General features: G+C 63.6%; 22 protein-coding genes. 7 read left to right on the top strand and 15 right to left on the bottom strand.

Annotated elements, in window-relative coordinates:
* The first annotated feature begins 135 nt into the window (after nucleotides 1-135).
* The 3 genes from OUZ30_RS02680 (at nucleotide 136) to OUZ30_RS02670 (ending at nucleotide 6,636) form a co-directional block, all read left to right on the top strand.
* Complete coding sequence (locus tag OUZ30_RS02680) at nucleotides 136-3,045, top strand: TonB-dependent receptor plug domain-containing protein (protein ID WP_266180628.1); 2,910 nt, start codon at nucleotides 136-138, stop codon at nucleotides 3,043-3,045.
* A 61-nt stretch (nucleotides 3,046-3,106) separates the two neighbouring features.
* Complete coding sequence (locus tag OUZ30_RS02675) at nucleotides 3,107-4,981, top strand: tetratricopeptide repeat-containing sulfotransferase family protein (protein WP_266180627.1); 1,875 nt, start codon at nucleotides 3,107-3,109, stop codon at nucleotides 4,979-4,981.
* A gap of 605 nt (nucleotides 4,982-5,586) precedes the next feature.
* Nucleotides 5,587-6,636 (top strand): hypothetical protein, encoded by a 1,050-nt coding sequence (locus tag OUZ30_RS02670; RefSeq protein WP_266180626.1) that lies wholly within the window; start codon nucleotides 5,587-5,589, stop codon nucleotides 6,634-6,636.
* A 132-nt stretch (nucleotides 6,637-6,768) separates the two neighbouring features.
* On the opposite strand, the gene lpdA is transcribed toward OUZ30_RS02670, so the two are convergent.
* The 4 genes from lpdA to OUZ30_RS02650 form a co-directional block, all read right to left on the bottom strand.
* Nucleotides 6,769-8,553 (bottom strand): dihydrolipoyl dehydrogenase, encoded by a 1,785-nt coding sequence (gene lpdA / locus OUZ30_RS02665; RefSeq protein ID WP_266180625.1) that lies wholly within the window; start codon nucleotides 8,551-8,553, stop codon nucleotides 6,769-6,771.
* 92 nt (nucleotides 8,554-8,645) lie between these two features.
* Complete coding sequence (aceF, locus tag OUZ30_RS02660) at nucleotides 8,646-10,316, bottom strand: dihydrolipoyllysine-residue acetyltransferase (RefSeq protein ID WP_266180624.1); 1,671 nt, start codon at nucleotides 10,314-10,316, stop codon at nucleotides 8,646-8,648.
* A gap of 233 nt (nucleotides 10,317-10,549) precedes the next feature.
* A complete protein-coding gene (locus tag OUZ30_RS02655; RefSeq protein ID WP_266180622.1) occupies nucleotides 10,550-11,383 on the bottom strand; it encodes a mechanosensitive ion channel family protein in 834 nt (277 codons plus the stop codon).
* Nucleotides 11,384-11,463: 80 nt separating this feature from the next.
* A complete protein-coding gene (locus OUZ30_RS02650; protein ID WP_266180621.1) occupies nucleotides 11,464-12,282 on the bottom strand; it encodes a DUF2884 family protein in 819 nt (272 codons plus the stop codon).
* A 243-nt stretch (nucleotides 12,283-12,525) separates the two neighbouring features.
* Here OUZ30_RS02650 and OUZ30_RS02645 point away from each other — a divergent pair, with 243 nt between their 5' ends.
* Both OUZ30_RS02645 and OUZ30_RS02640 read left to right on the top strand, forming a co-directional pair.
* A complete protein-coding gene (locus OUZ30_RS02645; protein WP_266180620.1) occupies nucleotides 12,526-14,184 on the top strand; it encodes an FAD-binding dehydrogenase in 1,659 nt (552 codons plus the stop codon).
* Entirely contained in the window at nucleotides 14,181-15,200 is a 1,020-nt protein-coding gene (locus OUZ30_RS02640) for a 2-dehydropantoate 2-reductase (protein WP_266180619.1), read from the top strand. The genes OUZ30_RS02645 and OUZ30_RS02640 overlap by 4 nt, the downstream gene beginning before the upstream one ends.
* Here the strand turns inward: OUZ30_RS02640 and OUZ30_RS02635 are convergent.
* The 9 genes from OUZ30_RS02635 to OUZ30_RS02595 all read right to left on the bottom strand — a co-directional run bounded on the left by OUZ30_RS02635 (nucleotide 15,194) and on the right by OUZ30_RS02595 (nucleotide 20,996).
* Nucleotides 15,194-16,414: a low temperature requirement protein A gene (locus OUZ30_RS02635; protein WP_266180618.1), complete on the bottom strand. Its 1,221-nt coding sequence runs from the start codon at nucleotides 16,412-16,414 to the stop codon at nucleotides 15,194-15,196. The two genes, OUZ30_RS02640 and OUZ30_RS02635, sit on opposite strands and share 7 nt — an antisense overlap.
* A 67-nt stretch (nucleotides 16,415-16,481) precedes the next feature.
* A complete protein-coding gene (locus OUZ30_RS02630) occupies nucleotides 16,482-16,844 on the bottom strand; it encodes a DUF2845 domain-containing protein (protein WP_266180617.1) in 363 nt (120 codons plus the stop codon).
* A 239-nt stretch (nucleotides 16,845-17,083) separates the two neighbouring features.
* On the bottom strand, nucleotides 17,084-17,356 hold the full coding sequence (locus OUZ30_RS02625; protein ID WP_266180616.1) for a DUF2845 domain-containing protein: 273 nt from the start codon (nucleotides 17,354-17,356) through the stop codon (nucleotides 17,084-17,086).
* 30 nt (nucleotides 17,357-17,386) lie between these two features.
* Nucleotides 17,387-17,962, bottom strand: coding sequence for a DUF924 family protein (locus OUZ30_RS02620; RefSeq protein WP_266180615.1), 576 nt, complete (start codon nucleotides 17,960-17,962; stop codon nucleotides 17,387-17,389).
* 25 nt (nucleotides 17,963-17,987) lie between these two features.
* Nucleotides 17,988-18,428 carry a PA2169 family four-helix-bundle protein gene (locus tag OUZ30_RS02615; protein ID WP_266180614.1) on the bottom strand — a complete coding sequence of 147 codons (441 nt, stop codon included), beginning with the start codon at nucleotides 18,426-18,428 and terminating at the stop codon, nucleotides 17,988-17,990.
* Between the two features lie 103 nt (nucleotides 18,429-18,531).
* Entirely contained in the window at nucleotides 18,532-19,284 is a 753-nt protein-coding gene (locus tag OUZ30_RS02610) for a DUF2884 family protein (protein WP_266180613.1), read from the bottom strand.
* A gap of 72 nt (nucleotides 19,285-19,356) precedes the next feature.
* Nucleotides 19,357-19,899, bottom strand: coding sequence for a hypothetical protein (locus OUZ30_RS02605; protein ID WP_266180612.1), 543 nt, complete (start codon nucleotides 19,897-19,899; stop codon nucleotides 19,357-19,359).
* A gap of 5 nt (nucleotides 19,900-19,904) precedes the next feature.
* Entirely contained in the window at nucleotides 19,905-20,441 is a 537-nt protein-coding gene (locus tag OUZ30_RS02600; protein ID WP_266180611.1) for a peroxiredoxin, read from the bottom strand.
* 96 nt (nucleotides 20,442-20,537) lie between these two features.
* On the bottom strand, nucleotides 20,538-20,996 hold the full coding sequence (locus OUZ30_RS02595; protein WP_266180610.1) for a hypothetical protein: 459 nt from the start codon (nucleotides 20,994-20,996) through the stop codon (nucleotides 20,538-20,540).
* A 315-nt stretch (nucleotides 20,997-21,311) separates the two neighbouring features.
* Here OUZ30_RS02595 and OUZ30_RS02590 point away from each other — a divergent pair, with 315 nt between their 5' ends.
* Together OUZ30_RS02590 and OUZ30_RS02585 are read left to right on the top strand one after the other, a co-directional pair.
* A complete protein-coding gene (locus tag OUZ30_RS02590; RefSeq protein ID WP_266180609.1) occupies nucleotides 21,312-21,728 on the top strand; it encodes a universal stress protein in 417 nt (138 codons plus the stop codon).
* A gap of 151 nt (nucleotides 21,729-21,879) precedes the next feature.
* Nucleotides 21,880-22,701, top strand: a complete 822-nt coding sequence (locus tag OUZ30_RS02585) for a ferritin-like domain-containing protein (RefSeq protein ID WP_266180608.1) — start codon at nucleotides 21,880-21,882, stop codon at nucleotides 22,699-22,701.
* Nucleotides 22,702-22,784: 83 nt separating this feature from the next.
* Here the strand turns inward: OUZ30_RS02585 and OUZ30_RS02580 are convergent, their stop codons facing one another.
* Nucleotides 22,785-23,231, bottom strand: coding sequence for a DUF6491 family protein (locus OUZ30_RS02580; protein ID WP_266180607.1), 447 nt, complete (start codon nucleotides 23,229-23,231; stop codon nucleotides 22,785-22,787).
* A gap of 60 nt (nucleotides 23,232-23,291) precedes the next feature.
* The gene (locus OUZ30_RS02575) at nucleotides 23,292-24,017 is read right to left on the bottom strand and encodes an outer membrane protein assembly factor BamD (protein ID WP_266180606.1); all 726 of its coding nucleotides are present in this window, start codon (nucleotides 24,015-24,017) and stop codon (nucleotides 23,292-23,294) included.
* Nucleotides 24,018-24,052: the final 35 nt, after the last annotated feature.

Here is a 24,052-nt window from a genome sequence, read left to right as displayed (position 1 = left end):
GATTTGTTAAGAACCCCTTTACTCGCCCCCCATTTCCTGAAACAGTTGGGTCGGGGATACAACGGCAACACGAAACACCTACGGACGTCCAGGCGCCCGTACGGGCTTGTTTTGCCAAACATTCGGGGAGTGACAATGCAGTCCAACTACAATCGTCTATCCATAGCGGTGCGCTTGGCCCTTACTGTCGGCATGGCTTCATCGGCCGCGATGGCACAGGCCCAAGATGCGAACAGTAAGGATGCTTCGACCACCCAGGGTCCTGCGGCGCAAGGCCAGACCAGTCAAGGCGGCACCGAGCAGGCCAAGCAGAGCAACGCCAAAACACTGACGGCGGTCTCGGTCACCGGCTCGCTGATCCGTCGCGTCGACGCCGAAACGGCCAGCCCGGTGGTGACACTGGATCGCAGCGCGATTTCCAACAACGGCAGTCCCACCCTGGGCAACGTGCTGCAGGCACTGCCCGCCATCTCGGGCAACGCCACCAACACCCAGAACAACAGCAACGGCGGTGGCGGCGCGAGCCCCACGCTGGAAGGCGGCGACGGTGCCGCACGCGTGTCGCTGCGCGGCCTGGGCGTCAACCGCACCCTGGTGCTGGTGGACGGTCAGCGTCTGGCCAATGCCGACGTCAACATGATTCCGCAGAACATGATCGAGCGTATCGACGTGTTGGCCGAAGGCGCGTCGACGGTTTACGGCTCGGACGCCATCGGTGGCGTGGTCAACTTCATCCTGCGCAAGGACTACCACGGCGCCGAGCTCAGCGTTAACGACGGCATTTCCGACCATGGTGATGGCCAGCGTCATGGTGCCCAGCTGACAGCGGGCGCAAACAACGACCGCGGCAACATCGTTCTTGGTATCGATTACAACCATCAGAGTCCGGTACTGGCGACGCGCCGCGATTTCACGGCACATCAGCTGTATCTTTCCAGCGGCGTGGTGACGCCGGCGGGTTCCGGCACCATTCCGACGGGCCGCATCCTGGTGCCGGCCGGCATCGCCCCCGCGGGTTGCAAGGTCAACTCGCAGGGCAATACCTATGTCACCCTCGCCGGCGGTAGTGGCAACAGCCTGAGCGACTACCGCTGCTATGGCGGCGCCGGCGACACCTTCAACTACAACGCCTACAACTACATCCAGACCGAGCAGACGCGAAACAACATCTTCGTGCTCACGAACTACAAGCTCCTGGATAACCTGACGTTCTTCGCCGATGCGTTCTACAACCACACCAGTTCGAGCGGTCAGGACGCTCCGGCGCCCACCAACACCAACGATGGCTGGATCGTGCCGTCGACCAACCCGAACAATCCGTTCGGCGTGACCTTCAGCCAGAACGCCATCCCTGGCGATCCGAACAGCGGCTATGCGATGGGCACGCGCCTCACCGGCCTGGGCACGCGTCTGCACACGTTCGTGACGGATAACCAGCAGGTGAACGCCGGTCTGCGCGGCAACTTCGGCGCCAGCACGTGGATCTGGGATGCCAGTGCCGATTACGGTTACTCCCAGCGTGTCCAGCGTAACTTCAACGAAGTGAATGTGCCGGCCTTCCAGGCGGCCATCGATGCCGGCGCGAACATCTTCAATCAGGCTGACCCGGCAGTCACTGCGGTCCTGAGAAAGGGTGTGGACGCGCCGACCTACACCCTGTCCAACACCATGAAGCAGGGCCAGATTAATACTTCGGGCGAGCTGTGGGATCTGCCCGCCGGTGCGATGCAGTTGTCTGCCGGCGCGCTGTATCGCGACACCAGCATGGGCTACCGCGTCACGCCGGATGCCATTCTGGATGTGGCGACCGGCACCTGCACGGTGTTGGCCGAAGCCTGCGGTTCGCCGGGCGGTGGCAGCGAAAACGTGAGTGAGCTTTACGCCGAAACGCTGGTCCCGCTGCTGTCGGATAAGCCGTGGGCCTATGCGTTGAACGTGGACATTGGTGTTCGCACTTCCCACTACAACACCACCGGCACGACCACCAATTCGAAGATCGCCATCGAGTACCGGCCGATCGCCGACTTGCTGATTCGCGGCACGGCCTCCCAGGTGTTCCGCGCGCCCAACCTGGACGAACTGTACGACGGCCGCACGGTTGCTGGCCCCACTGTCAGCGATCCTTGCGTCGGCCTGACCCCTGCCCAGCTAGCCCCGCACCAGAACTCCGCCTGTCAGTTCGTTCCGCCGCAGTGGAGCGGTAACCCGTTGGGCCAGGTCACGGCCTACTACTCGGGCGCAGTGCCGGCAGGCAGTACGCTGAAGCCCGAGCATGGCAATTCGATCAGCTACGGCTTCGTGTATTCGCCGAACTGGGCGAATGGCTTGTCGACCAGTGTCGACGTGTGGCGCATCAACCTGCACGACATGCTGACGCCGATCGCGGCGCAGACCGTGCTCAACTCCTGCTTCAGCGATGCCAGCAACCCGTATTGCGCGTTCATCAACCGCTACAACAACACCAGCAAGCTCGCTGGCGCGGTGAACTACATCAATACGCCGGTGGTGAACCTGGGCAACCTCAGCACCAGTGGCGTCGACTTCTCGTTGAACTATGTGATTCCGCATTTCGACATCGGCAGCGTGAACCCGGGTAACTTCAAGGCGGGGCTCAACACCACCTATGTCTCCACCTTCAACAACAACGCCACCCCGGGTCAGCCGGGCCCCGGCACGGTCAACTATGCCGGCACGTACACCCAGCAGTTCGGCAATATCGCTCGCTGGCGTGGCACGCTCACCTTGAACTGGGCCTTGGGCAACTGGAGCGCACAGTGGCAGGGGCGCTACATCCACCGCCTGACCAACCTCAATGCGGACTTCACCACCGGCGCCAACGCACCGATGGCTTCGGTGCTCTACCAGTCGATCACGGCCGGCTACGAGATTCCGCAGATCCATACCCGCTTCGATATCGGCGTAGACAACCTGAGCGACAAGACGCCACCGCTCATCTATCAGAACGGCCAGAACTTCAACGTGGATACGGCAACGTATGACACCCTCGGCCGCTACTACTGGGCCCGCGCCACCGTGAAGTTCTAATCATCCGGTGACGATGGCCGCGGCAGCCATGCCGCGGCCATCCCGCTGGTAGCATGAAGGGATGACGGGACGTCCATTGCCATCCTCTACTGATCTCGCTGCAAGCATGCTCGCCGCCTACAACGGCGGCGACATGGCCAAGGTGCTCGCCCTCGGCGAACCTGCTGCGAATGCTGAGTCCGACAACGAAACCGTGCTCTTGCTGCTGGGTCTTGCGCAGCAATCCAGCCAACGCACAGAAGCGGCCGTCGCGACCTTTCGCCGGCTCACGCTGCTCAAGCCGCAAACCTTCGAATACTGGAACAACCTCGCCATCGTGGCCCGGCAGGCAGGCGACATGGACGCGGCCGAACGCGCTTCGCTGAGTGCGACCGGCCTGGCACCGCAAAATGCGGACGTCCATTACAACCTCGGACTGCTCTATGCACAGCAACAACGCTGGGTACTGGCGCGCCAGGCCCTGCTCGACGCCGTGCGACTAGAGCCCGGCTTTATCGAGGCGCGGCTGCAGGCCGCGCATGCCTGTCACGTCTGCGGCGACAACAGCGGCGAAGAGTCCATGCTGGCCGGCGCGGCCGATTGGCCGCCGCAGCCCGCCGAACAGGCCATGATCCTGGCGACCATGCTGGCGACCCAGGGAGATCAGCAGGCCGCCTTTCACGTACTGACCCGCGCGGTGTTGCCCGACGGCCCGTCAGCACTGTTCGTGCAATGGAGGATGGCGGCGCTGCGCGCTGCTCTGTACGAGCGCAGTAACCAGACCGAACGCGCCCAGGCGGAGCTGTCACAACTTCCGCTGGCATTGCTCGACGCATTGCCGGCTGAACACCACCGCCTGCATTGCGAAGCCTGGCACGCGCACGCCGCGGTGGCGGCGCGCCGAGGTGACACAACGCAGGCCGCCGAGCTTTATCAGCGCGTTCTCGCCCTTACTGACGAGGCGGACATGCGCGCGAACGCGGGCTTTGGTCTCGCTTCCGCGCTGAACAAGCAAGGTCGCCACAAGGAAGCGTGGCAGGCTGCCCAAACCGCCCACGCGACACAGCTCGACATCGCCAAGGACATCGTCCCCGAGCTGCTCGCGGAAGGCAGCCAACCGCTGACCATGGCGAACGATCGGGTCAGCCATCTGGAGCACGATCGCTGGGCGCCGTTGTCCGCTCCGCGCGACAGCGAAAGCCCCGTGTTCGTGATCGGCTTCCCTCGTTCGGGCACGACCTTGCTGGAGCAGATGATCGATGCGCATCCGGATTTCCGCTCGATGGATGAGCGCGCGTTTGTCTATGAACTGACCGAGCGCATGACGCTCGTGGGGCAGCACTATCCTGCCGACCTCGCGCATCTCACGCAGCAGAACGTCGATCAGTTGCGCTCGATCTACGCAGACAGAGTGCGCAAGGTCGTTCCAGACCTGGGTCATCGTCGCCTCGTCGACAAGAATCCGCTCAACATGCTTTGCCTGCCGATGATCGCGCGCCTGTTTCCCGAAGCGCGCATCATCATGTGCTTGCGCCATCCCTGCGATGTGCTGCTGAGCTGCTACATGCAGCCGTTCCGCTCGCCCGCCTTCATGGTGCTTTGCTCGTCGCTGGAGCGCCTGGCGCATGGGTATGTGCAAGCCTTCGAACACTGGTATCGGCATGTCGAGGTATTTGCCCCGCGCGTGCTGGAGTGGCGCTACGAATCGGTGGTCAGCCGCTTTGATGAACACGTGGTCCGGCTTGGCCACTTCCTCGGGATCGACGATGCCGCGCCGATGGCGCGCTTCGCGGACCATGCGCGCAGCAAGGGTTACATCAGCACACCGAGCTACGCGCAAGTGACCCAGGGCATTCACGCCAAGGCCGTGAATCGCTGGCATGCCTATCGCGAAATGTTCGAACCCGTCCTGCCCATCTTGCGTCCGATGATCGAACGACTGGGCTACGACGACTAAGAGCCAGCCCAACGCGCGACGCTGGACCTCATCGCCAGCGGGCCGCTGACGACAACCGTAGCGTTATCGCAAGTACCGCCCTCATGCCAAGCTTCTCCCCTTCGGGGAGAAGGAGTATTGAGCCTGCGCGATTTTTCTCTGCGATAGCTGAAGACCGAAAATTTAAAGAGCCGTGAACAAGAACTTGCTCACTTGCGCAGTGATCGTGCCTTTTTGCGGGCATGGCGAGCGATCAACCTCGTGAAGAAAACGCGAAGCTGCTGGCGCAAGCCTTCTCCCTTCAGCCTCGCACTAAATATCTTCGAATCGCACTCGCTTACCCGCACCCTTCAGAAGCGCATGCAGCTTTTTTCGATTCGCAAATGCATGCCGAATGCGTTGCGGACATAGCTTCGGCGCTTACATCAAACCGTGACCGAGTGCTCGGTAGCGAACGAATCATCGCTTCATCGTCCGCCCTTCAGGGGATGCATCAACGTAAGCGTGAGATTCGCCGGCACCCGTTGCAGTTGCCGGCGCGTGGGTGAGTTGTTGTTGGAAAACACCGGCCCATGAATCGTCATGGACTGGAACCGATAGCTATTCGCGTACCAGGGAGAATATTCATGCGTTCAAAATTGACGATTGCACTTGTCGCCGGCCTGATCGGCGCCGCTGCGCTACCTGCTGTCTGCGCCGCCCAATCCCATGGCGTTTCCCTCCAGCCCCCGAGCGAGATCGTCGGCCCGCTGGAAGCACAGGCGCGGGAGAGTTGGCGCCAGGATATCGCGCACATCGCAACGCCTGCGGAAGGATGCTTCGAAGCCAGCTATCCCAGCGTCATCTGGCGCCAGGTAGCCTGCCGGCAGATCACGCTGCATACCCATCCTTTGCCGCACTTCCATCTGCCCAGCGCCGAGGAAACGGCGGGCAATGGCAATGACTACACCTTGCAGACCTCGTCGTTGATCACGCAGACGGTCGGCACGTTCCCAGCCGTGACGGGCGTGACCTCGGAAAAGGGCGTGGGCGTGGCCGCCTATGGTGGCGGCGGCATCCTGGGGACGAACGAATACTCACTGCAGATCAACTCCAGCTTCTCCTCCACCACGTCCGCGTGCAAAGGCCACTCGGGCTGCACCGTCTGGCAGCAATTCGTCTATGCACCGGACTACGAAGTGCAGGGCTCGGCAGCCGTGTTCATGCAGTACTGGCTGATCGGTTACGGCGGCACCCGTTGCCCCAGCGGCTGGGGTAGCGATGGCGCCGGCGACTGCTACAAGAACAGCGCCGCGGCCACCGCGCCCGACGTACCGGCCACCCAGCTCGCCAATGTGAAGCTGACGGGCACGGTCACGTCCGGCGGCAACGACACGGTGGTGTTCACCAATGGCAGCACGGCCTATAGCTCCAGCGGCAAGGACAGCGTGCTGTATCTGGCAACGGTGTGGAAGGAGTCGGAGTTCAACGTCGTCGGCAATGCCGGCGGCTCGGAAGCCCAGTTCAACAGCGGCTCGTCGATCACCGTGAAGGTCGCGGTGAGCGATGGCTCGACCAGCGCACCTTCGTGCGTGGCCGACTCGGGCACCACCGGCGAGAGCAACAATCTAAATCTGGGCAGCTGCACCGCCTCGAGTGGCTCGACCCCCTCGATCCAGTTCACCGAATCGAACTGACGGCGCCTGCTGTCGCAAGCGAGCGCAAATGCCGGGGATCACTCCCCGGCATTTGTTTGAAGGACGCGCCCGCCGCTAAGAAAAAGCCCGGGCATGGCCCGGGCTTTTTCTTTCACGCAATGCACTGGCGCATCACTTCTTCTTGGGCAGGTACAGATCAGTGATGGTGCCTTCGTAGACTTCGGCCGCCATGCCCACCGATTCGCTCAGCGTCGGATGCGGGTGGATGGTGAGGCCGATGTCGGCCGCTTCGCTGCCCATCTCGATCGCATGCGTGATCTCCGCGATCAGGTCGCCGGCATGCGGGCCGACAATGGCGCCACCGACCACGCGATGGGTCTCCTCGTCGAACAGCAGCTTGGTGAAGCCTTCGGTGCGGTCGATGCCGATGGCGCGGCCGCTGGCCACCCAGGGGAACTTGCCCACGCCGATCTTGAGACCCTTCTCCTTCGCCTCGCGCTCGGTCACGCCAACCCATGCCACTTCCGGGTCGGTGAAAGCGACGGACGGAATCACGCGCGCATCGAAGTAACTCTTCATGCCGGCGACAACTTCCGCCGCAACGCGGGCTTCATGCGTCGCCTTGTGCGCCAACATCGGCTGGCCAACCAGATCACCGATGGCGAAGATATGCGGCACGTTGGTGCGCATCTGCTTGTCGACGTTGATGAAACCGCGCTCGGTGACGGCCACGCCGGCCTTGTCGGCGCCGATCTTGCCGCCATTCGGCGAGCGGCCGACGGAGACGAGCACGCGGTCGAACAGTGCGGTCGCCGGAATGCTCTCGCCTTCATAGCTGACTTCGATGCCCTTCTTGGTGGCCTTGGCCTCGACCACCTTGGTCTTGAGGTGCACGCCTTTGAGCTTGCCGCCGAGGCGCTTCGCCAGCGGCTTGATCAGGTCGGCATCGGCGCCGGGGATCAGCTGGTCCATGAACTCGACCACCGTCACTTCACTGCCGAGCGCGGCATACACGGTGGCCATTTCCAGACCGATGATGCCGCCGCCGACGACCAGCATCGTGGCCGGCACGTCCTTCAGCTCGAGCGCACCGGTGGAATCGACGATGCGCTCGTCATCCCACGGGAACGCGGGCAGCTTCACCGACTGGGAGCCGGCGGCGATGATGGCGTTCTCGAAACGGATCAGCTTCTTGCCTTCGGCCGTCTCCACTTCCAGCTCGTGTGGCGACACAAACGTGCCAACACCTTGCACGGTGCGCACCTTGCGCTGCTTGGCCATGCTGCCGAGGCCGCCGGTGAGCTGGGCCACCACTTTGTTCTTGAAGCTGCGCAGCTTGTCGAGGTCGAGCTTGGGCTTGCCGAAGCTGACGCCGTGCGCGGCCATTGCTTCGGCCTCGTCGATGACGGCAGCCGCATGCAGCAATGCCTTGGACGGAATGCAGCCCACGTTGAGGCAAACGCCACCGAGCGTGGCGTAACGCTCGACCAGGACCGTGTCGACGCCCAGGTCGGCGGCACGGAAGGCCGCCGTATAGCCGCCCGGGCCGGAGCCCAGCACGACCAGTTTGCACTCGATGTCGGCCTGAAGGCCGGAAGCGTTCGCGCCCCGTGGCGCCGGCTCGGCAGGCTTGGACGGCTCAGCCTTCACCGGGGCAGCAGCTGCCGCTGCGGGCGCTGCCGCCTTCGGCGCTTCTGGCTTGACCGCGGCGGCGTCAGCTGCCTCCAGCACGGCGATCACCGCGCCTTCGGACAACTCGTCGCCCACCTTGACCCGCAACTCCTTCACTACGCCGGCGGCGCTGGAGGGAATCTCCATGGTCGCCTTGTCCGATTCGAGCGTGATCAGGCTCTGTTCCTTGGCGACCGTGTCGCCGACCTTCACCAGCACCTCGATCACCGGCACGTTGTCGTGACCGCCGATGTCGGGAACCTTGATTTCGATGGTGCTTGCCATGGGGAATCCTTTGTTCTTGTTCGCTTACCGGCCGAGCTATCGCAAGCCCGCCCCTCACCCCGACCCTCTCCCCGGCGGGGAGAGGGAGCACATCACAGGAGTAGGCGGCGGATGTCGCCGAGCTGGGTAGCAAGGAAGGCTGCGAAGCGCGCGGCAAGCGCGCCGTCGATCACGCGATGGTCGTAGCTGAGCGACAGCGGCAGGATCAGGCGCGGCGCGAATTCCTTGCCATTCCAAACCGGCTTGGTCTGCGCCTTGGAAACACCGAGGATGGCCACTTCCGGCGCGTTGACGATCGGCGTGAACGCCGTGCCGCCGATACCGCCGAGCGAGGAGATGGAGAAGCAGCCGCCGGACATTTCGGCCGGGCCGAGCTTCTTGTCGCGCGCCTTCTTGGAGATTTCGCCGAGCTCTGCGGCCAGTTCGAGCAGGCTCTTCTTGTCGCAGTCGCGGATCACCGGCACGACCAGCCCGTCGGGCGTGTCCACCGCAATGCCGATGTGGAAGTACTTCTTGAGGATCAGCTTGTCGCCGCTCTCGTCGAGCGAGGCGTTGAACTGCGGGAATTTCTTCAGCGCCGAGACCACCGCCTTGATCTGGAATACCAGCGGGGTGATCTTGAGGTCCTTGTTCTCTTCACCGAGCTTCTTGCGGAACGCTTCCAGCTCGGTAATGTCGGCGTCATCGTGCTGGGTGACGTGCGGAATCATCGCCCAGTTGCGCGCCAGGTTGGCGCCCGAAATCTTCTGGATGCGCGACAGCGGCTTCTCTTCGATCTCGCCGAACTTGGCGAAGTCGATCTTCGGCCACGGCAGCAGGTTGAGCCCGCCGCCCGCCGACGCCGGCGCACTGGCCGGACGCGCACCCGACGCCAGCGCGTGTTTCACATAGGCGCTGACATCCTCGCGCTGGATGCGGCCGCCGCGGCCGCTGCCCTTGACCTGCTGTACATCCACGCCCAACTCGCGCGCGAAAGCGCGGATGGCGGGACTGGCATAGGGGGCGTCGCCCGGCATGATGATGCCCGAGTCGAACGGAGGGCGTACCGAGGGCGGCACGTCGCCTTCCGGGGCGTTGCCCGGCAGTACGCTGCGGCCACCGATCGGGGCGGGCTTTTCTTCGACCTGGGGCGCAGCCACCTTGGCGGGAGCCGCCTGCGGCGCCGGTGCGGCAACAGGCGCGCCACCAGCGGCTTCGACCAGGGCAATCAAGCTGCCTTCGGACAACTCATCACCGATCTTGACCTTGAGTTCCTTGACCACGCCGGCGAACGGCGCGGGGACTTCCATGGTCGCCTTGTCCGATTCCAGCGTGATCAGGCCCTGGTCTTTGGCGATGGTGTCGCCCACCTTGACCAGGATTTCGATCACGGGGACATCGGTGCTGCCGATATCGGGCACGAGCACTTCGCGCACACCGCCGCTCGCGGCAGTTGTGGCGGCAGGTGCCGCGGCTGGAGCTGCCTTGGCGGGCGCTTCGGCCTTGGCTGGTGCGGCCTGCTTCGGAGCCGTGGCGGCGCCCTCGGCTTCGACTTCGATGATGGCGATCAGGGTGCCTTCGGACGCTTCATCGCCGACCTTGAGCTTCATTTCCTTCACGATGCCAGCGAACGGCGCCGGGACTTCCATGGTCGCCTTGTCCGACTCCAGCGTGACCAGGCCCTGCTCCTTGGCGACCCGGTCACCGGGCTTCACCAGCACTTCGATCACCGGCACATTCTCGCTGCCGATATCGGGAACGCGTGCTTCTTTGAGGTCGGCCATGGTTTCTCCTACGGATGGCGATGGCGTGCCGTGCGGGGATGACGGCCGCGTAAGGCTTTAATCATAACGAACGAGACCCCTTTTCGGACGCTTTTGGATCGTTTGAATCCACCATTCGCATACGTATGCATAGCCTGCGACCACAATCCGCTGCCGAGGCCCAAGCTTGGTCGAGTCGTATGTCACCCGGGGGACGCAAAATGCGCCCGCACGGAACCTCCCGCCCCAATGGCTCAGCCGGCCTGCCCGGACACCGGCCCACGCACCACCGTCAGCACGCGCTGGGGCGACGGGAAGCTGATGCCCTCGGCCTCGAATCGCTCCTTCAGCGCACGCAGCAAATCGGTCTGCGCCGCCCAGATATCGCCGCTGCGGGTGAAGGCGCGCAATACCAGTACCACGGCGTTCTCACCCAGGCTTTCGGTCCAGATGCCGGGCGCGGGGTCCTGCAGGATGCGCGCGTCGGCGGCGAACAGCTCGGTCACGACGTCCATCGCCCTGCCGATATCGTCCTTGTAGCCGATGCCCACCTTCAGTTCGAAGCGCCGCGTGCCGCGTCGATTGAAGTTGATGATCGCGTCGGAGCCGATCTTGGCATTCGGCACCACTGCCTCGCGGTTGTCCGGCATCACCAGCAGCGTGTGCATCAGGCTGACGCTCTCCACGGTGCCATCGATCCCTCCCGCATGGATGAAATCTCCCACCCGAAATGGACGAAAAATGATCAACAACACGCCCCAGGCGAGATTGCTCAGCGAGCCTTGCAGCGCAAGTCCAATGGCCAATCCTCCCGCACCCAGGGCAGCCAGCAGCGGTGCGGAGGGCACGCCGATTTCCTGCAAGGCCATCACGATCAACAGGGCGATCAGCACGCCGTTGATCAGGTTGCGCAGAAAGCCGCTGAGCGTCTCGTCCACCTTGGCACGCCGCATGGCGCGCCGGGCGAAGTTCGCCACGCGTGCTGCCAGCCACAGGCCCACGAGCAACAACAGCAGCGCGGTGGCCAGATGAATGAGCATGTCGATCGCGCCTGCGGAAAACGGCAGGCGCGTCAGGAAATCGTGCATGGGCTAGGACTCGTGCGTGATGAAACCGCGAAGCCTAGCAGTCCCGCGATCAAGCTTCCGTCGCGAGCCTGTCGGTAAGCTTAATCAGCCTTGGCATGATCGCCGGTAGTGGCCAGCTTCTTGGCGTTGTCACGCTCCCGACTCAGCAAGCGCAGGCGCGAGCCATCCTGCAGGCGGAACTGGAATTGCTGTTGCAGGCTTTCGAGCGCCTGGAGGCGCGGGCACAGTTGATCGGCGCGTTTGCTCAACTGGTCGGCGCGTGCATTCACTTCCTTGTCGATGGTGTGATCCAGCGAATCCGCGCGCGCCTCGAGCGCCGCCACCTTGCTCTGATCGCCACTGAGCGCGGCCTTGACGGCGGCGCCGGCGACCTTGCCAACCAGATCGGATACCGACTGCTGGATGCTGCCTTCGATCACCTCGTCCAGGTCGTGCGGCTTCCAGACGCCCTTGCCCAGGCCATCGTCGATGCGCGCCAAGGCCTGCCGATGATTGGCTTCGAGTCGGCCCACCATGTCGTGGCGTTCATCGTCGTTCTCGGCAAACGTGAGCAGCACCGCACGCATCGCGGCAAAACCGATATTCACGCCCTCGCGCGCGATTTCCGCCACATCGGGAAGCAAGCTGCGCACCTGCGACTCGTAATTGCGCAGGCGCGCTGCGTCATCCGCTGAAACCACCACGTCGCGCCCATCGACGCTCAGGTGACCGTCATGCATGATGATCTTGCCCGGATGACCGGCATCACGCCGGAAGTCGATGCGGTCCTGGGTGACGTGCACATCGAACTCGGTCGAGTAGCCGCACTGACCGTCGTGAATCTGGATATCGTGCGCCCGCGCTGCGCCACACAAGGCCACGCTCGCCGCCCATACCAAAGCCATGCTTTTGATGCGCATGCGTATCGCCTCCCCGAAGCTGCCTGCGGTGCGCGCTGCTGCGCAACCTGGACGCCACGATGCGCCTCCTACCACGATCGATCATGGGCCAGGTGTCATGCCCTGCCATCGGTCATGGCCGCGGATTTGCCCTCCTCGGGGGCGTTCACCGATAAGGGTTTCCGCCAATGACGCAGCGCACATAGCAAGGCCCGCCGTCACCCGCTAAGTTCCCCTGTAGTAATCACCATGTGGGGACGTGGGATGCGGGAGGGGTGTGATGTCATCGTCGTGGGCGCCGGCTTGGCTGGGCTGGTCGCCGCCACCGAGCTGACCGATGCAGGCAAGCGCGTACTGGTGCTGGAGCAGGAGCCGGAACAAAGCCTGGGGGGGCAAGCGTTCTGGTCGTTCGGCGGATTGTTCTTTGTCGATTCGCCGGAACAGCGGCGCATGGGCGTGCGTGATTCGCATGCGCTGGCCCTGGCCGACTGGATGGGCACGGCCGCGTTCGATCGCCCGGAAGACCATTGGCCGCGCCGCTGGGCCGAGGCATACGTCGACTTCGCCGCCGGTGAAAAGCGCAGCTGGCTGCACGCCATGGGCATGCGCTGGTTCCCCGTGGTGGGTTGGGCCGAGCGCGGCGGTCATGGCGCCATCGGCCATGGCAATTCGGTGCCTCGCTTTCATGTGACCTGGGGCACCGGGCCGGGCGTGATCGAACCGTTCGTGCGTCGTGCACGCGAGGCACAGGCCAAGGGCCTGCTGCACTTCGGCTTTCGGCATCGCGTGGACGAGCTGGTGGTTGAACAAGGCGCGGTGGTCGGCGTTCGTGGCAGCGTGCTCGCGCCCGACAACATGGAGCGTGGCAAGCCCAGCTCGCGCGAAGTCACGCAGGCCTTCGAACAGCGCGCGCAAGCCGTGATCGTGGCCTCGGGTGGCATGGGCGGCAATCACGATCTGGTGCGACGCAACTGGCCCGAGCGCATGGGTACGCCACCTGCGCACATGCTGTGCGGCGTGCCTGCGCACGTGGATGGCCGCATGCTAGGCATCAGCGAAACGGCAGGCGCCAAGCTGATCAACCGCGATCGCATGTGGCACTACGTCGAAGGCATCGAGAACTGGAACCCGATCTGGCCGATGCACGCGATCCGCATCCTGCCCGGACCGTCCTCGCTGTGGTTCGACGCCACCGGCAATCGCCTGCCCGGCCCGCTGTGGCCCGGCTTCGACACGCTGGGCACGCTCGAACACCTGCGCCGTACCGGCCATGACTACAGCTGGTTCGTGCTCGACCAACAGATTATCCGGCGCGAGTTCGCACTGTCAGGCTCGGAGCAGAATCCCGATCTCACCGGCAAAAGTTGGCGCCAGGTAGCCAAGCGTGCCGTCGGCAAAGGCGCGCCTGCGCCGGTGGAGGCGTTCAAGCTGCACGGCCGTGACTTCATCGTGCGCAACACGCTGGAAGAGCTTGTCGATGGCATGAATGCGCTGGCGGGCAATCAATTGCTCGACATGGCAAAACTTCGCCGTGAGGTCGAGGCGCGGGACCTGCAGTTCGACAACCCTTACGCGAAAGACAGCCAGGTGATGGCCATCCATAACGCGCGCCGTTATCGCGGCGACAAGCTGGTGCGCGTGGCCAAGCCACATCGCCTGCTCGATCCGGCCAACGGCCCGCTGATCGCCGTGCGCTTGAACATACTCACCCGCAAGACGCTGGGCGGACTTGAAACCGATCTCGACGCGCGAGTGCTGGGCCACGACGGCCGCCCCTTGCCCGGACTTTACGCCGTGGGCGAAGCGGCCGGCTTCGGCGGTGGCGGCGTGCATGGCTACCGTGCGCTTGAAGGCAGTTTCCTGGGTGGTTGCTTGTTTTCAGGCCGCGTCGCCGGCCGTGCAGCTGCGGCGGCAGTGGCATGAGCGAACATATTCGCCCGCGCATCGCCATCTATGGCGCCGGCAGTGTCGGCGGCTATATCGGCGGACGTCTGAACGAACAGGCCCGCGTGACGTATATCGGACGCCGGCGCGTCATCGACGCCATGCGCTTGAATGGGCTGACCTGGAGCGATCTGCAAGGTCATCGTTGCCGTATTGCTCCCAAGACGCTGGATCTCAATCTCGATCCCTTCGCCGCCGCAAAAGCGCACTTGGTCCTGGTGACGGTGAAGTCTTCCGCCACCGAATCCGTCGCGCGCGAACTCGCTGGAGTGATCGCCCCCGGCGTGCCCGTGATCAGTTTCCAGAACGGCCTGCATAACACTGAAGCGCTACGCGCTGCACTACCCAAACACGTCGTGCTCGCAGGCATGGTGCCGTTCAATGTGCTGCAACGCGGCCCCGGCGCGTTCCATCAGGGCTCCGGCGGCGAGCTCATGGTGGAGGCACATCCGTCGCTGGTACCGTTCCTCCCCTTGTTCGAAGCCGCCGGCCTGCCCTTGCGTCCACGACAGGACATGCCTGCCGTGCAGGCCGCCAAATTGCTGCTCAATCTCAACAACGCGGTGAATGCGCTGTCCGATTTGCCGCTGAAGCAGGAACTGTCGCAACGTTGCTGGCGCCGCTGCCTGGCACTGGCGCAACGTGAAGCCTTGCACGTGTTCGCCAGCGCCGGCATCCGGCCCGCCCGACTCACTCCGCTACCGACCGACTGGCTGCCGCGCCTGCTTGAATTGCCGGATGCATGCTTCAAGCGTGTCGCCTCGCGCCTGCTCGCCATCGATCCACTGGCGCGATCATCCATGTGGGAAGACCTCGAAGCGGGGCGGCCGACCGAAGTCGATGCCATCAACGGCGAAGTCGTGCGGCTGGCCGCCAGCCACGCCATGAAGGCACCGGTGAACGCACGACTGGCCTCACTGATGCACGACGCGGAACATGCGCGCCGCCCCTGGAATGGTTCACAACTACTGGACGAACTTCGCTCGGCTCAGTGATCCGTTGACTCGTAAAGCTCTCGCCGCAGGTTGCGCAGCGAGAGCGTTTCCCAGGTCGCCGAGATCACTAGCACCAAGGTCGCCAGCGCGGCAAGCGACAACACGTTCGGCGTGCCAGCGGGCACCAGGATGGCCAGCAGCAACGCCAGCCCCACCAGATGCGACAACGGGAAGTTGGTGTGGGTGACCGTCATCTTGAACAACGCATTGCCCAGCAGATAAAGCGCCGGACCACCAAGCAGTACGGCGATTTGCGGCGTCGTCGCCAGCGCATGCGGTTGACTCAGGCTCAGCTCGTCTCCCACGGCGCTTACCACGATGCCGGCCACGATCAGCAGGTGCAGATAGGTGTATCCCAATCGCGCGGTGCGCCCCGGGTCAGCCGATTGGCGAATGGAGCGGCTACCCCTTTCCACCGCAAGATCAAAATAGATCCACCACATCGCCACGCAGCCGACGAACGCGGTCACAAAGGCCAGCCAGGCATCCAGTGCCCGCCCACTCTCCGCGAAGCTACTGCCCGTGACGACCACCGACTCGCCTAGCGCGATCATCACGAACAGGCTGCAGCGCTCGGCCATATGGCCGCCTTCGATATCCCACTCCGCCGTGCTTGAGCGTCCCAGCCCAGGGACATAGAAGAACAGGGCGGGGCCGAGGTATTCGATGGCAAGCGCGATCGTCCAGTACAGGAGTCGCGTTTGACCCTCCTGTAAACCGCCGGCGATCCACAACACCGCGGTCGTCGCCAGCCAGAGAGTGATCCGATGAAAGTTGCGGCGCGCCGGCAGTGGCGAGCGGCGCAGGGCCCATAGCATGAAGCACGAGCGACCCACTTGCATGCAGGCGTAGGCGCCCGCGAAGAGCAGCCCGTGCCCATCGAACGCCTGGGGCAACGCCGTCGACAGCAGCAGACCGGCGAACATCAAAGCCAGCATCAGCAGCCTTACGGCCAATCGTTCCGGATCCAGCCAGTTGGTGATCCAGCCGGTGAAGATCCATACCCACCAGACCGCAAGGAACAGCAGCAGCACGTGCAGCGCGCCGAGCAGGCTCAGGTCGTGCCATAGCGTATGGGAGAGTTGCGTCACCGCATAGACAAAAACCAGGTCAAAGAACAGCTCGATATTGGTGACCTTGCCGTGCATGCCGGCCTGGTGCGGACGCAACAGGCTGGGCGCGGCAAGCCAGCCCTCGGGTGGAACGTAGGACATGGCGCGATCTCCCTCGGTTCGCGCCTGTTATCGCATGACGGCGGGCAGACTCGCCACGTCCTCCTGCTCAGCGTCCTGAGTCTTCGAAGCCGACCACCTTGCCATCCGCCAGCAGGACAGTGGTAACGCGATCGCCTCGTCGGTACTGCCACTGCTCGCCACCAGTCTCACGGGCGGAAGACGTCTTGCGACGGCCGCTGTGCTTTGCGCCTCGCGCGTTCCCGCTACGTGTCCCGGTCTTCTTGTGCGACTTGTACGAGGACTTGCCAAGCAGCTCGACCACTCGCGACGCACTGTCACCGACCGTGAGTACCTGATTGCCCACCCGCAACGTGCTGCTGCCGGCATGCGCGGCGAACGCCACCAACAAGAGCGCAGAAAGCCCATAACGACGCATGGCCACCTCCTTGTCGACGAACCACGTGCGCATGGCAACATCCTGCCCACGCCATCCGAACGCGCCCATGCGCGGCGAACTCGAAGATAGACAGGAACCCACCAACCACGCATTCCTCTGTGGCCGCGAGGTGGTGTAGGTGATGGCCCCTCTACGAGGCCTGCCAGGCGCGGGCGAGATGCGAGAGTCCCGGCGCTGCGTACCGCTACGACAACCTGACGAATGAAGCATTCCGCCCACGCCGTAAGCCGCACGCTAATTGACACTGCCGCTCAGCGCGTTCGATCTTCGATAGTGCTGACGTTTCCATTGCTTATTGTCACCGTCACGATGTGCCCATCATCGCGTTGGTACTGCCAGCGCTCTCCTTGATAAGCACCGAATTTGTTCTCCACCGGCTCCTTGAAATCGGGCTTGCCAAGTAATTGCATGGCACGCGCGGCGCTGTCGCCCACGGTCAGTACCTCGCTGCCGATGCGCAAGGTGTCGCCCGCCTGTGCGGTCAAGCTCAGTAACAACAATGGGACAACGAGATAACGACGCATGCTGAACTCCTTGTTGATGGATGGTGGCTCTTAGAAACCGGACCCGGGCCGCGTGAGATATTCCCTTTCCTCCGGCGTGCTGGTGCGGCCAAGCGCGGCATTGCGATGCGGGAAGCGCCCGAAGCGATCGATCACGTCGCGATGTCGTCGCGCGTAGTCCAGAAAGTCCTCGTAGCGAACCTGCTCCGACGCCGGCGACTGCGCCAGCAGTTGCCCGAACAGATCAACGCTGCGCTGCTGCAGTGCCGAATCCTCCGCATGTTCCAGCGGCAGATAGGCAAACAGGCGCTGCAAGGGCGATAGCCGTAAATCGTCGCCTCTAGCGATGCCGGCCAGCGCCATGGCCTGCGCCTTCGCATCAGCAGCCCAGGCACGGGCATCGCTACGATGAATATTGCGACTGAACTGATCGAGCACGATCAACAACGCGAGCCAGCCGCCGGGCGTGGCTGTCCAATGATCGAGCTCCCCGCGTGCAGCCGCTTCGAGCACGTCGCCGAAACGATCCCGAATCCGCGCATCGAACACCTGGTCGTTGTCGAACCAGACCGCTTCGGCAGCGGCGTCGAACCAGAAATCCAGCACATCCTTGGGCGTCGTTGGCATGCCTGTTCCTTGGCCAGGGGTGTCTTCAGCCGTGCGTCGTGCCGGCTAGACAGTGCATATCGTTGTGAATGCCATGCAGGCGGGACAGCTGCACGCCCAGTATCCGGGCGGACTCGTCCGTGGCATGGGCCATTTGCTGCTCAAAACGATGCAACAACGCGCATTCGTTGCGCGCCAGGCAATGGATCCAGGCGGCGTCGCGATTGGCGGAAAAACCGGTCGTCATGTCGGCAAGGGCACTGCGCACCGCACCAGCCAGCGTGCCGTGGCGCGCCGGGGCATGGCCACTGGCGTGGACCTGCGCCTGCAAGTCACCGATAAGAGCATCGAGCGTGTGCAGATTTTCAGTCAACAGAGCCTGCAGGCCCGGCTCGCGCACGCGCGTCAACGCTCGCCTGTACAGCTCGCGGTCGTCAATGCCACGCCGGATCAGGGCGTTGTAGCGCGGTACTCTCACGTGCGACACGAGGCCGCCTCCTCACACGGTTAACAGCGGCAACATCCTCGTCCTTTGCCGCTTAGCAGGAGGTTAATCAGCCGCCACCAGCTTGGCATCGCTGGCACGCGCCCTATTGACCGACCTGTATCAGGTTCAATGGCTGGCTCCCCGCTCCGCGGATGCCTTGCTGCAACTCGGCCAGACGCTGGATGGATGGGCACAAGGCCTGGATCTCGGGCGTCAGCGCCTGCATGCGCCGCTCCAGGCGTGGCCGCAACTGCGTGCTTAGATCCGACGCACTGTCGCGTAAGTTGGCCGCCGCCTGCAGGTCACCGCTCAAGGCCGCATTGATGGCCTGCTGGCCAAGGTCGTTGGCGAGCAAGGGCATCAGATCCGATGCCAGCTGGTTGGCGTACTGGTCGGCCAGGTTACCCTGCCAGTCGTGCGTGCTGTTGCTGGCAGCGATGCGCTGCTTGAGCTCCACCGCCCGCGTGGCCAGGCGCCGATCCATCTCGGAGCGGGTGTCGGGGCTCAGCGAAAGCCGCGTGCCCTCGTCGTGCATCGCCGCCGCGAGCATATCCACGCCATGCGCCGCAACGGCTTTAGCACGTGGCATGAGCGCGCGTAGCTCGCGTTCGAAGAGGGCGAGACGATCCTGGTCCTCGGGTCGAAGGCGCACCGCCGCACTGTCGGTGCGCAAGACGCCATCCTGCAACTCGACCCGCTGCGGCGCCGGCTGCGGGCGATCGAACAACAGTGCGCCTGGCGTCACGGTTAAGTCGTAGCTGCTGCTCGCATGGCAGGTGGTCGCCAGGTCCTGCGCATGCAGCCCCAGGCTGGCCAGGGAAAGCACGGAGATAAGCGACAGACGGCGCGCGAGCATGGCAAATCCATGTGAACGAGGAGCCGCAGCGATAACCCGCGCTGCAGCAACCGCCGCTGAACTCCAGGCTGGCTAGGGCCTGCGAGGGCGGAATTGCCCGCGAACGACCGGCTGGTGCAACCGCCATGCCAGCCAAAGCAAGACCGGCACAGCGAGCGCCTTGAGTCCCACCGCCATTTCAAAGCTGTGGCGCAACCGGTTTAGGGTCCGCTGGGCGGCCTCGTCCGCGCCCGGCTGCAGCAACGATACGGCGTTGTCGACGTTGTGCCATTGCGCAAACAGGGTGATCCCGCTCACCAGGGCCCAGATCGCCAGCAGCACCGCGGCAACTTGCAAGGCCACCCGGGACCACGCCTGACGCAGGATCGCGCCAGCGCAGATCACGATGATCGCAAAGGCTCCAGCAAGATAGGCCAGGTCCCAGGCCAGTACGCCGCGCAGGTGGGAAACCGCTTCAGGGCTGCCCGATGTCTGCAGTACGCCCCACACCTGCTGGGCGTGAAGCGCGTACTGCAGGCAGCCAAAAGCAGCCAGCAACAGCATCAACCAGACCACGATCCTCCAAACCGCAAACCCGCCGGGGCGGGTGGCATCGCGCCGTGTCGTCAGTGGCATCGGGATCACCCCTTCAACGTGTTGAGATCAGCCAGCACCTGCGCCGAGTTCCTCTCCGGATCCACGTCCTGGTAGACCTTGGCGATCTTGCCCTGCGGGTCGATCAAGAAGGTCGTGCGACGCGCGTATTTGAAGCCGACCTTGGAGGTCAGCACACCATAGGCCTGGGCCGTCTTGCTGTCGGCATCGGACAGCAGCGAGAACGGCACGTGGTATTTGGCGGCGAACTCGGCATGCGACTTCACGTCGTCCAGGCTCACCCCCACCACATCGGCGCCAGCCTGGCGCAGCTTGGCGATGTCGTCACGGAAGGTGCAGACCTCGGTCGTGCACCCAGGGGTGAAGTCCTTCGGATAGAAATACATGACCAGCCAACGACCACGGTGATCGGCGGGGGTCTGCCACTTGCCGTTCTGGTCCTGCAGGCGGAAATCGGGGGCGGGCTGTCCCACCTGGGGTAACGCCGACGGCGCGTCTGCGAAGGCCGGAGCGGCCAATCCAAGCAGCAGGGTCAGCATCAACAGCAGCGGGAGACGGCGCATGACGGCACTCCGGGCGCGGGAAATTGGCCAGCAGTGTACGCGCTGCAAAAGCAAAGGGCGCCACAGGGCGCCCTTTGTCGTGACGGCCTAGCGGGATCAGATCTTGGTAATGGTGAACTGCCCCACCGATACGCCCAGATCGATGCCCTCGCCGCTGCCATGCAGCGCCAGCGAGGTCGTGCCCTTGGTCAGCACCTGGGCCTGGCCGCTCTTGACGACGCCCGCTTCCGCACCGGCCTGTGCATAATCGCCGAATACGTCGTCGATGCTGCGTACGTGGGTGATCTCACCCTTGCCGTTGTCAATGCGGAACTTGCCCGCAGTGAGGCCGCCACCGACCGTAGAGATCTTTACGTTGGCCCGCTGGCCGTTGCTGCAGGCAACCGTGCCTTTGCCTTCTGCATGCTTGTAGATCGCCGACCAGCCGGCAAGGCTGAAGCTCAGGTGACACTCGACGTCAGCTTCCGCTGCCCGCGCCCTGGTGACTGGGAAGGCGGACATCGCGCCAGCACAGACGAGCATCAGGGCTGCCATTCCGAACGTACGCTTGATCATCATCAGTCTCCTTGCGTGAGTGGAATCAGACGGTACCGACTATTGTCGACAGTGACCCTGAACGCTTTGGGATATGGCCGGGCCTCCATTCATCCTTGTCGCTGGGTATGTGAAGGCAGCGTGGAGAGATGTTTCGCTGATGACGCCATAACAAGACCACGCGCACACGGAAATCACCGTGGCGGTCGCGCTCGGAGGGCTGTACGCTGGCGAAAAGATCCAGCAAAGCCAGCAGGCCGAGCAAACCCACGTCGAGCGTCGCTATCACCAGGTCACCGACGGAAGCCCGGTCTGCGTCATACCCAGAGGAACTTCATGCTCAAGTACTCGCTGGTTGGCTATGACGGCTCCGCCTCCTCCAAACAGGCGTTTCGTTTCGCCCTCGAATGGGCACGAGCCAGCGGCGGTCGAGTGCGTGTGGTATCGGTGGTGCAGGTGACCGAAGGCAGCGCCGATACGTGTGCGCTGATGATCACCGACTCCGGCACCAAGCGTTGCACCGCGCTGCTGGAAGAGCTGAAGGAGATGGCGCCGGGCGCGGAAGCGCTCATCGATGCAGAGGTCGTACGCGGCAGTCCCGGTGACGCTTTGCTGGACCAAGTGCGTCGCCACGGCATCGACCATATCGTGATTGGCCATACCGAACGGGGCGCACTCGCGCGCTGGCTGCTGGGCTCGGTGTCCGGCGATATGCTTGAGCGCGCCCACGTACCGGTTACCGTCGTTCGCTGATGCGCTAGTTCGTGTGACTCATCCGGTCCTCTAGGTCGGCGGGCGTTAATCCCCCGCGACGATCTCGTCGTATGCTCTTGTCACCTAATTGTCATGCCAGGCCAGCGCCGCGTCGTGCGCGCGCCAGCCCCGCCCGCACAGGAATGCCCGCGTGAGCTATGCCACATCGTTGCCCTGGACTCTGGAAAGCCTGGACTTCAGCCGAATCGACGTCCATCGCGTTCGCCAGAACGAGGACCTGTTTTTCCTGTTGTGCAGCTCGTCCTTCGTCGAGAGTGGCTCGGATCTGTATACGCACAACCTGGTCGACCATTTCGCTGGTGACCAGGAACTGCAGACCTGGCTCAGCCAGCATTGGGAACACGAGGAACTTCAGCACGGCCGTGCGCTGTCCGCCTACGTGAAGACCGTGTGGCCCGAGTTCGACTGGGATCGTGGCTTCGCCGCGTTCTGGCAGGAGTACGGCGCGGTGTGCACGTCGGAGCAACTGGAATCGAGCCGCGGCCTGGAGCTGGCGGCACGCTGCGTGGTGGAAACCGGCACGGCCAGTCTTTACCGCGCGCTCAACGACATCACCGACGAGCCCGTGCTGAAGGAGCTCACCGGCCATATCAAGCGCGATGAAGTGCGCCACTACAAGCACTTCTACCACCACTTCCGGATTTACCGCGAACGCGAAGGCTTCAGCCGCTACAAGGTGTTCCGCGTGATCCTGCGCCGCGTCAACGAGATCAAGAGCGAAGACAGCGACATCGCACTACGCCACGTGTTCAACCAGTGCTATCCGCAGCACAAAGAGAACGAAGCGGAGTTCCGCCGCGTCACCGGCCGCGCGCAGGGTTTGCTGCGCCGAAATATCCCCGCCGAGATGACGGTGAAGATGCTGCTCAGGCCACTGGATCTACCTCCGCGTTTGCAGAGCGCGGTAGAAAAGCCACTGGCGAAGATCGCCGAGAAGCTGTTCCTGCATTGAGCATCAGTGCCTGTTGAAACCAGGGTGCCGCGCTCATGCGCCACGAACCCTGGCACTCGAGGCTCGATCGAGGCCAGGATGGTTCACTTCGCTGGACGCTGCGCTTCCTCGATTTCGCGCGGCTTGCCCTGTTGCGGCGAATTCAGCCTGGCGATGTCGACCGGGCGAATCTGCTTGATGATGCAAGGCACATCGCGTGGGCCGGTGATGACGTGGTCGAACTTGGCGGCGACCACACTCGCACCCGAGGTCACGGCGATGTGATTGGTGAACAACAGATTCCGGCAGCGACCGTCCAGGTCGAGCAGCCACGCCTCACCGGGACGGGTATAGACCGCCAGCTGCTCGTCACTGAGTGGCTCCCATGACCACAAGCCGTAGAAGTGGAAGCTGTTCACCGGTGTACCGGCGGCGGTCACGTAGGCCTGCTGCCGCGCATCGAGTCGCGCGGTGAAGTCCTTGCCGACACGCGCACAAGCCGCCAGCAACACGACCGATGCGCCGACGATCAGAATTTGTTTGAGGGACATGGGGACGATCTCCATAGTGCTTAGGCTCCATAACGCATGAATCGGGTGCGCGTGGACGTTTTACTTCTTGGTCGACTTGCTCACCGGCTGCCACTTGGCGGGATCGAAACCGCCCACTTCGTACACCAGGGTCACCTTCTTTTCGCCGTCCTGCATGGTCACGTCCATGGTGATCTTCTTGGCCTTCTGCAATTGTGCAATGAAGGTCTTGTCGTCGCTGAACAGCAGCGCCGGCTCACCGGTGCTGGGGGCGAACGCCTTGATGCTGCCCGGCTTGTCGTCAAAGGTGGCCTTGATCGTGCAGTTTCCCTTGCACACGAAGCCATGCGGGCCACTGCTGAACAGGAATGCATTCTGGCCCCATGCGGTGTGCCGGCGCAGCACCAGGCGCACGCGGTTCTCGCCTGATGGTTGACTGCTGTAGATGGTGGCGGTGGACTGGGTGCCTCCTTCCATCGGCGATACTTGGTAAAGCCATAGGCCCTGCAGCCGATTGCGCTCGCTCGTCTCGGTGTAGCGCTTCTCGATCTCCGGCAGGCTCTGCTGCACTTCTTTGGCCGCCGCGCTGTCGGGATAGCGGCTGACGATCGACTTGCCCATGGTCACGGCCATCTCATCGTTGCCGATGCGCACCAGCTGGCGATAGGTATCGAGCTTCTGCGCCGAATCATCGGCGGGCGCCTGGGTTGCCTGCGGCGCTGCGGCCTGGTCGCTTGATGGCGAACAGCCGGCGAGGACCAGCATGGTGCCCAGGGCGGTAGCGAGGCGCAGGCGCGAAAGATTCATGAGCGACGTCCAGGCGAAAAGAAGGTGTCTAGAGT

It is taken from the genome of Dyella humicola (assembly GCF_026283945.1).
In the GTDB taxonomy this organism is placed as follows: domain Bacteria; phylum Pseudomonadota; class Gammaproteobacteria; order Xanthomonadales; family Rhodanobacteraceae; genus Dyella; species Dyella humicola.
The sequence above is the reverse complement of the archived record's forward strand: the minus strand, read 5'-3'. Positions and strand labels throughout refer to the sequence as shown.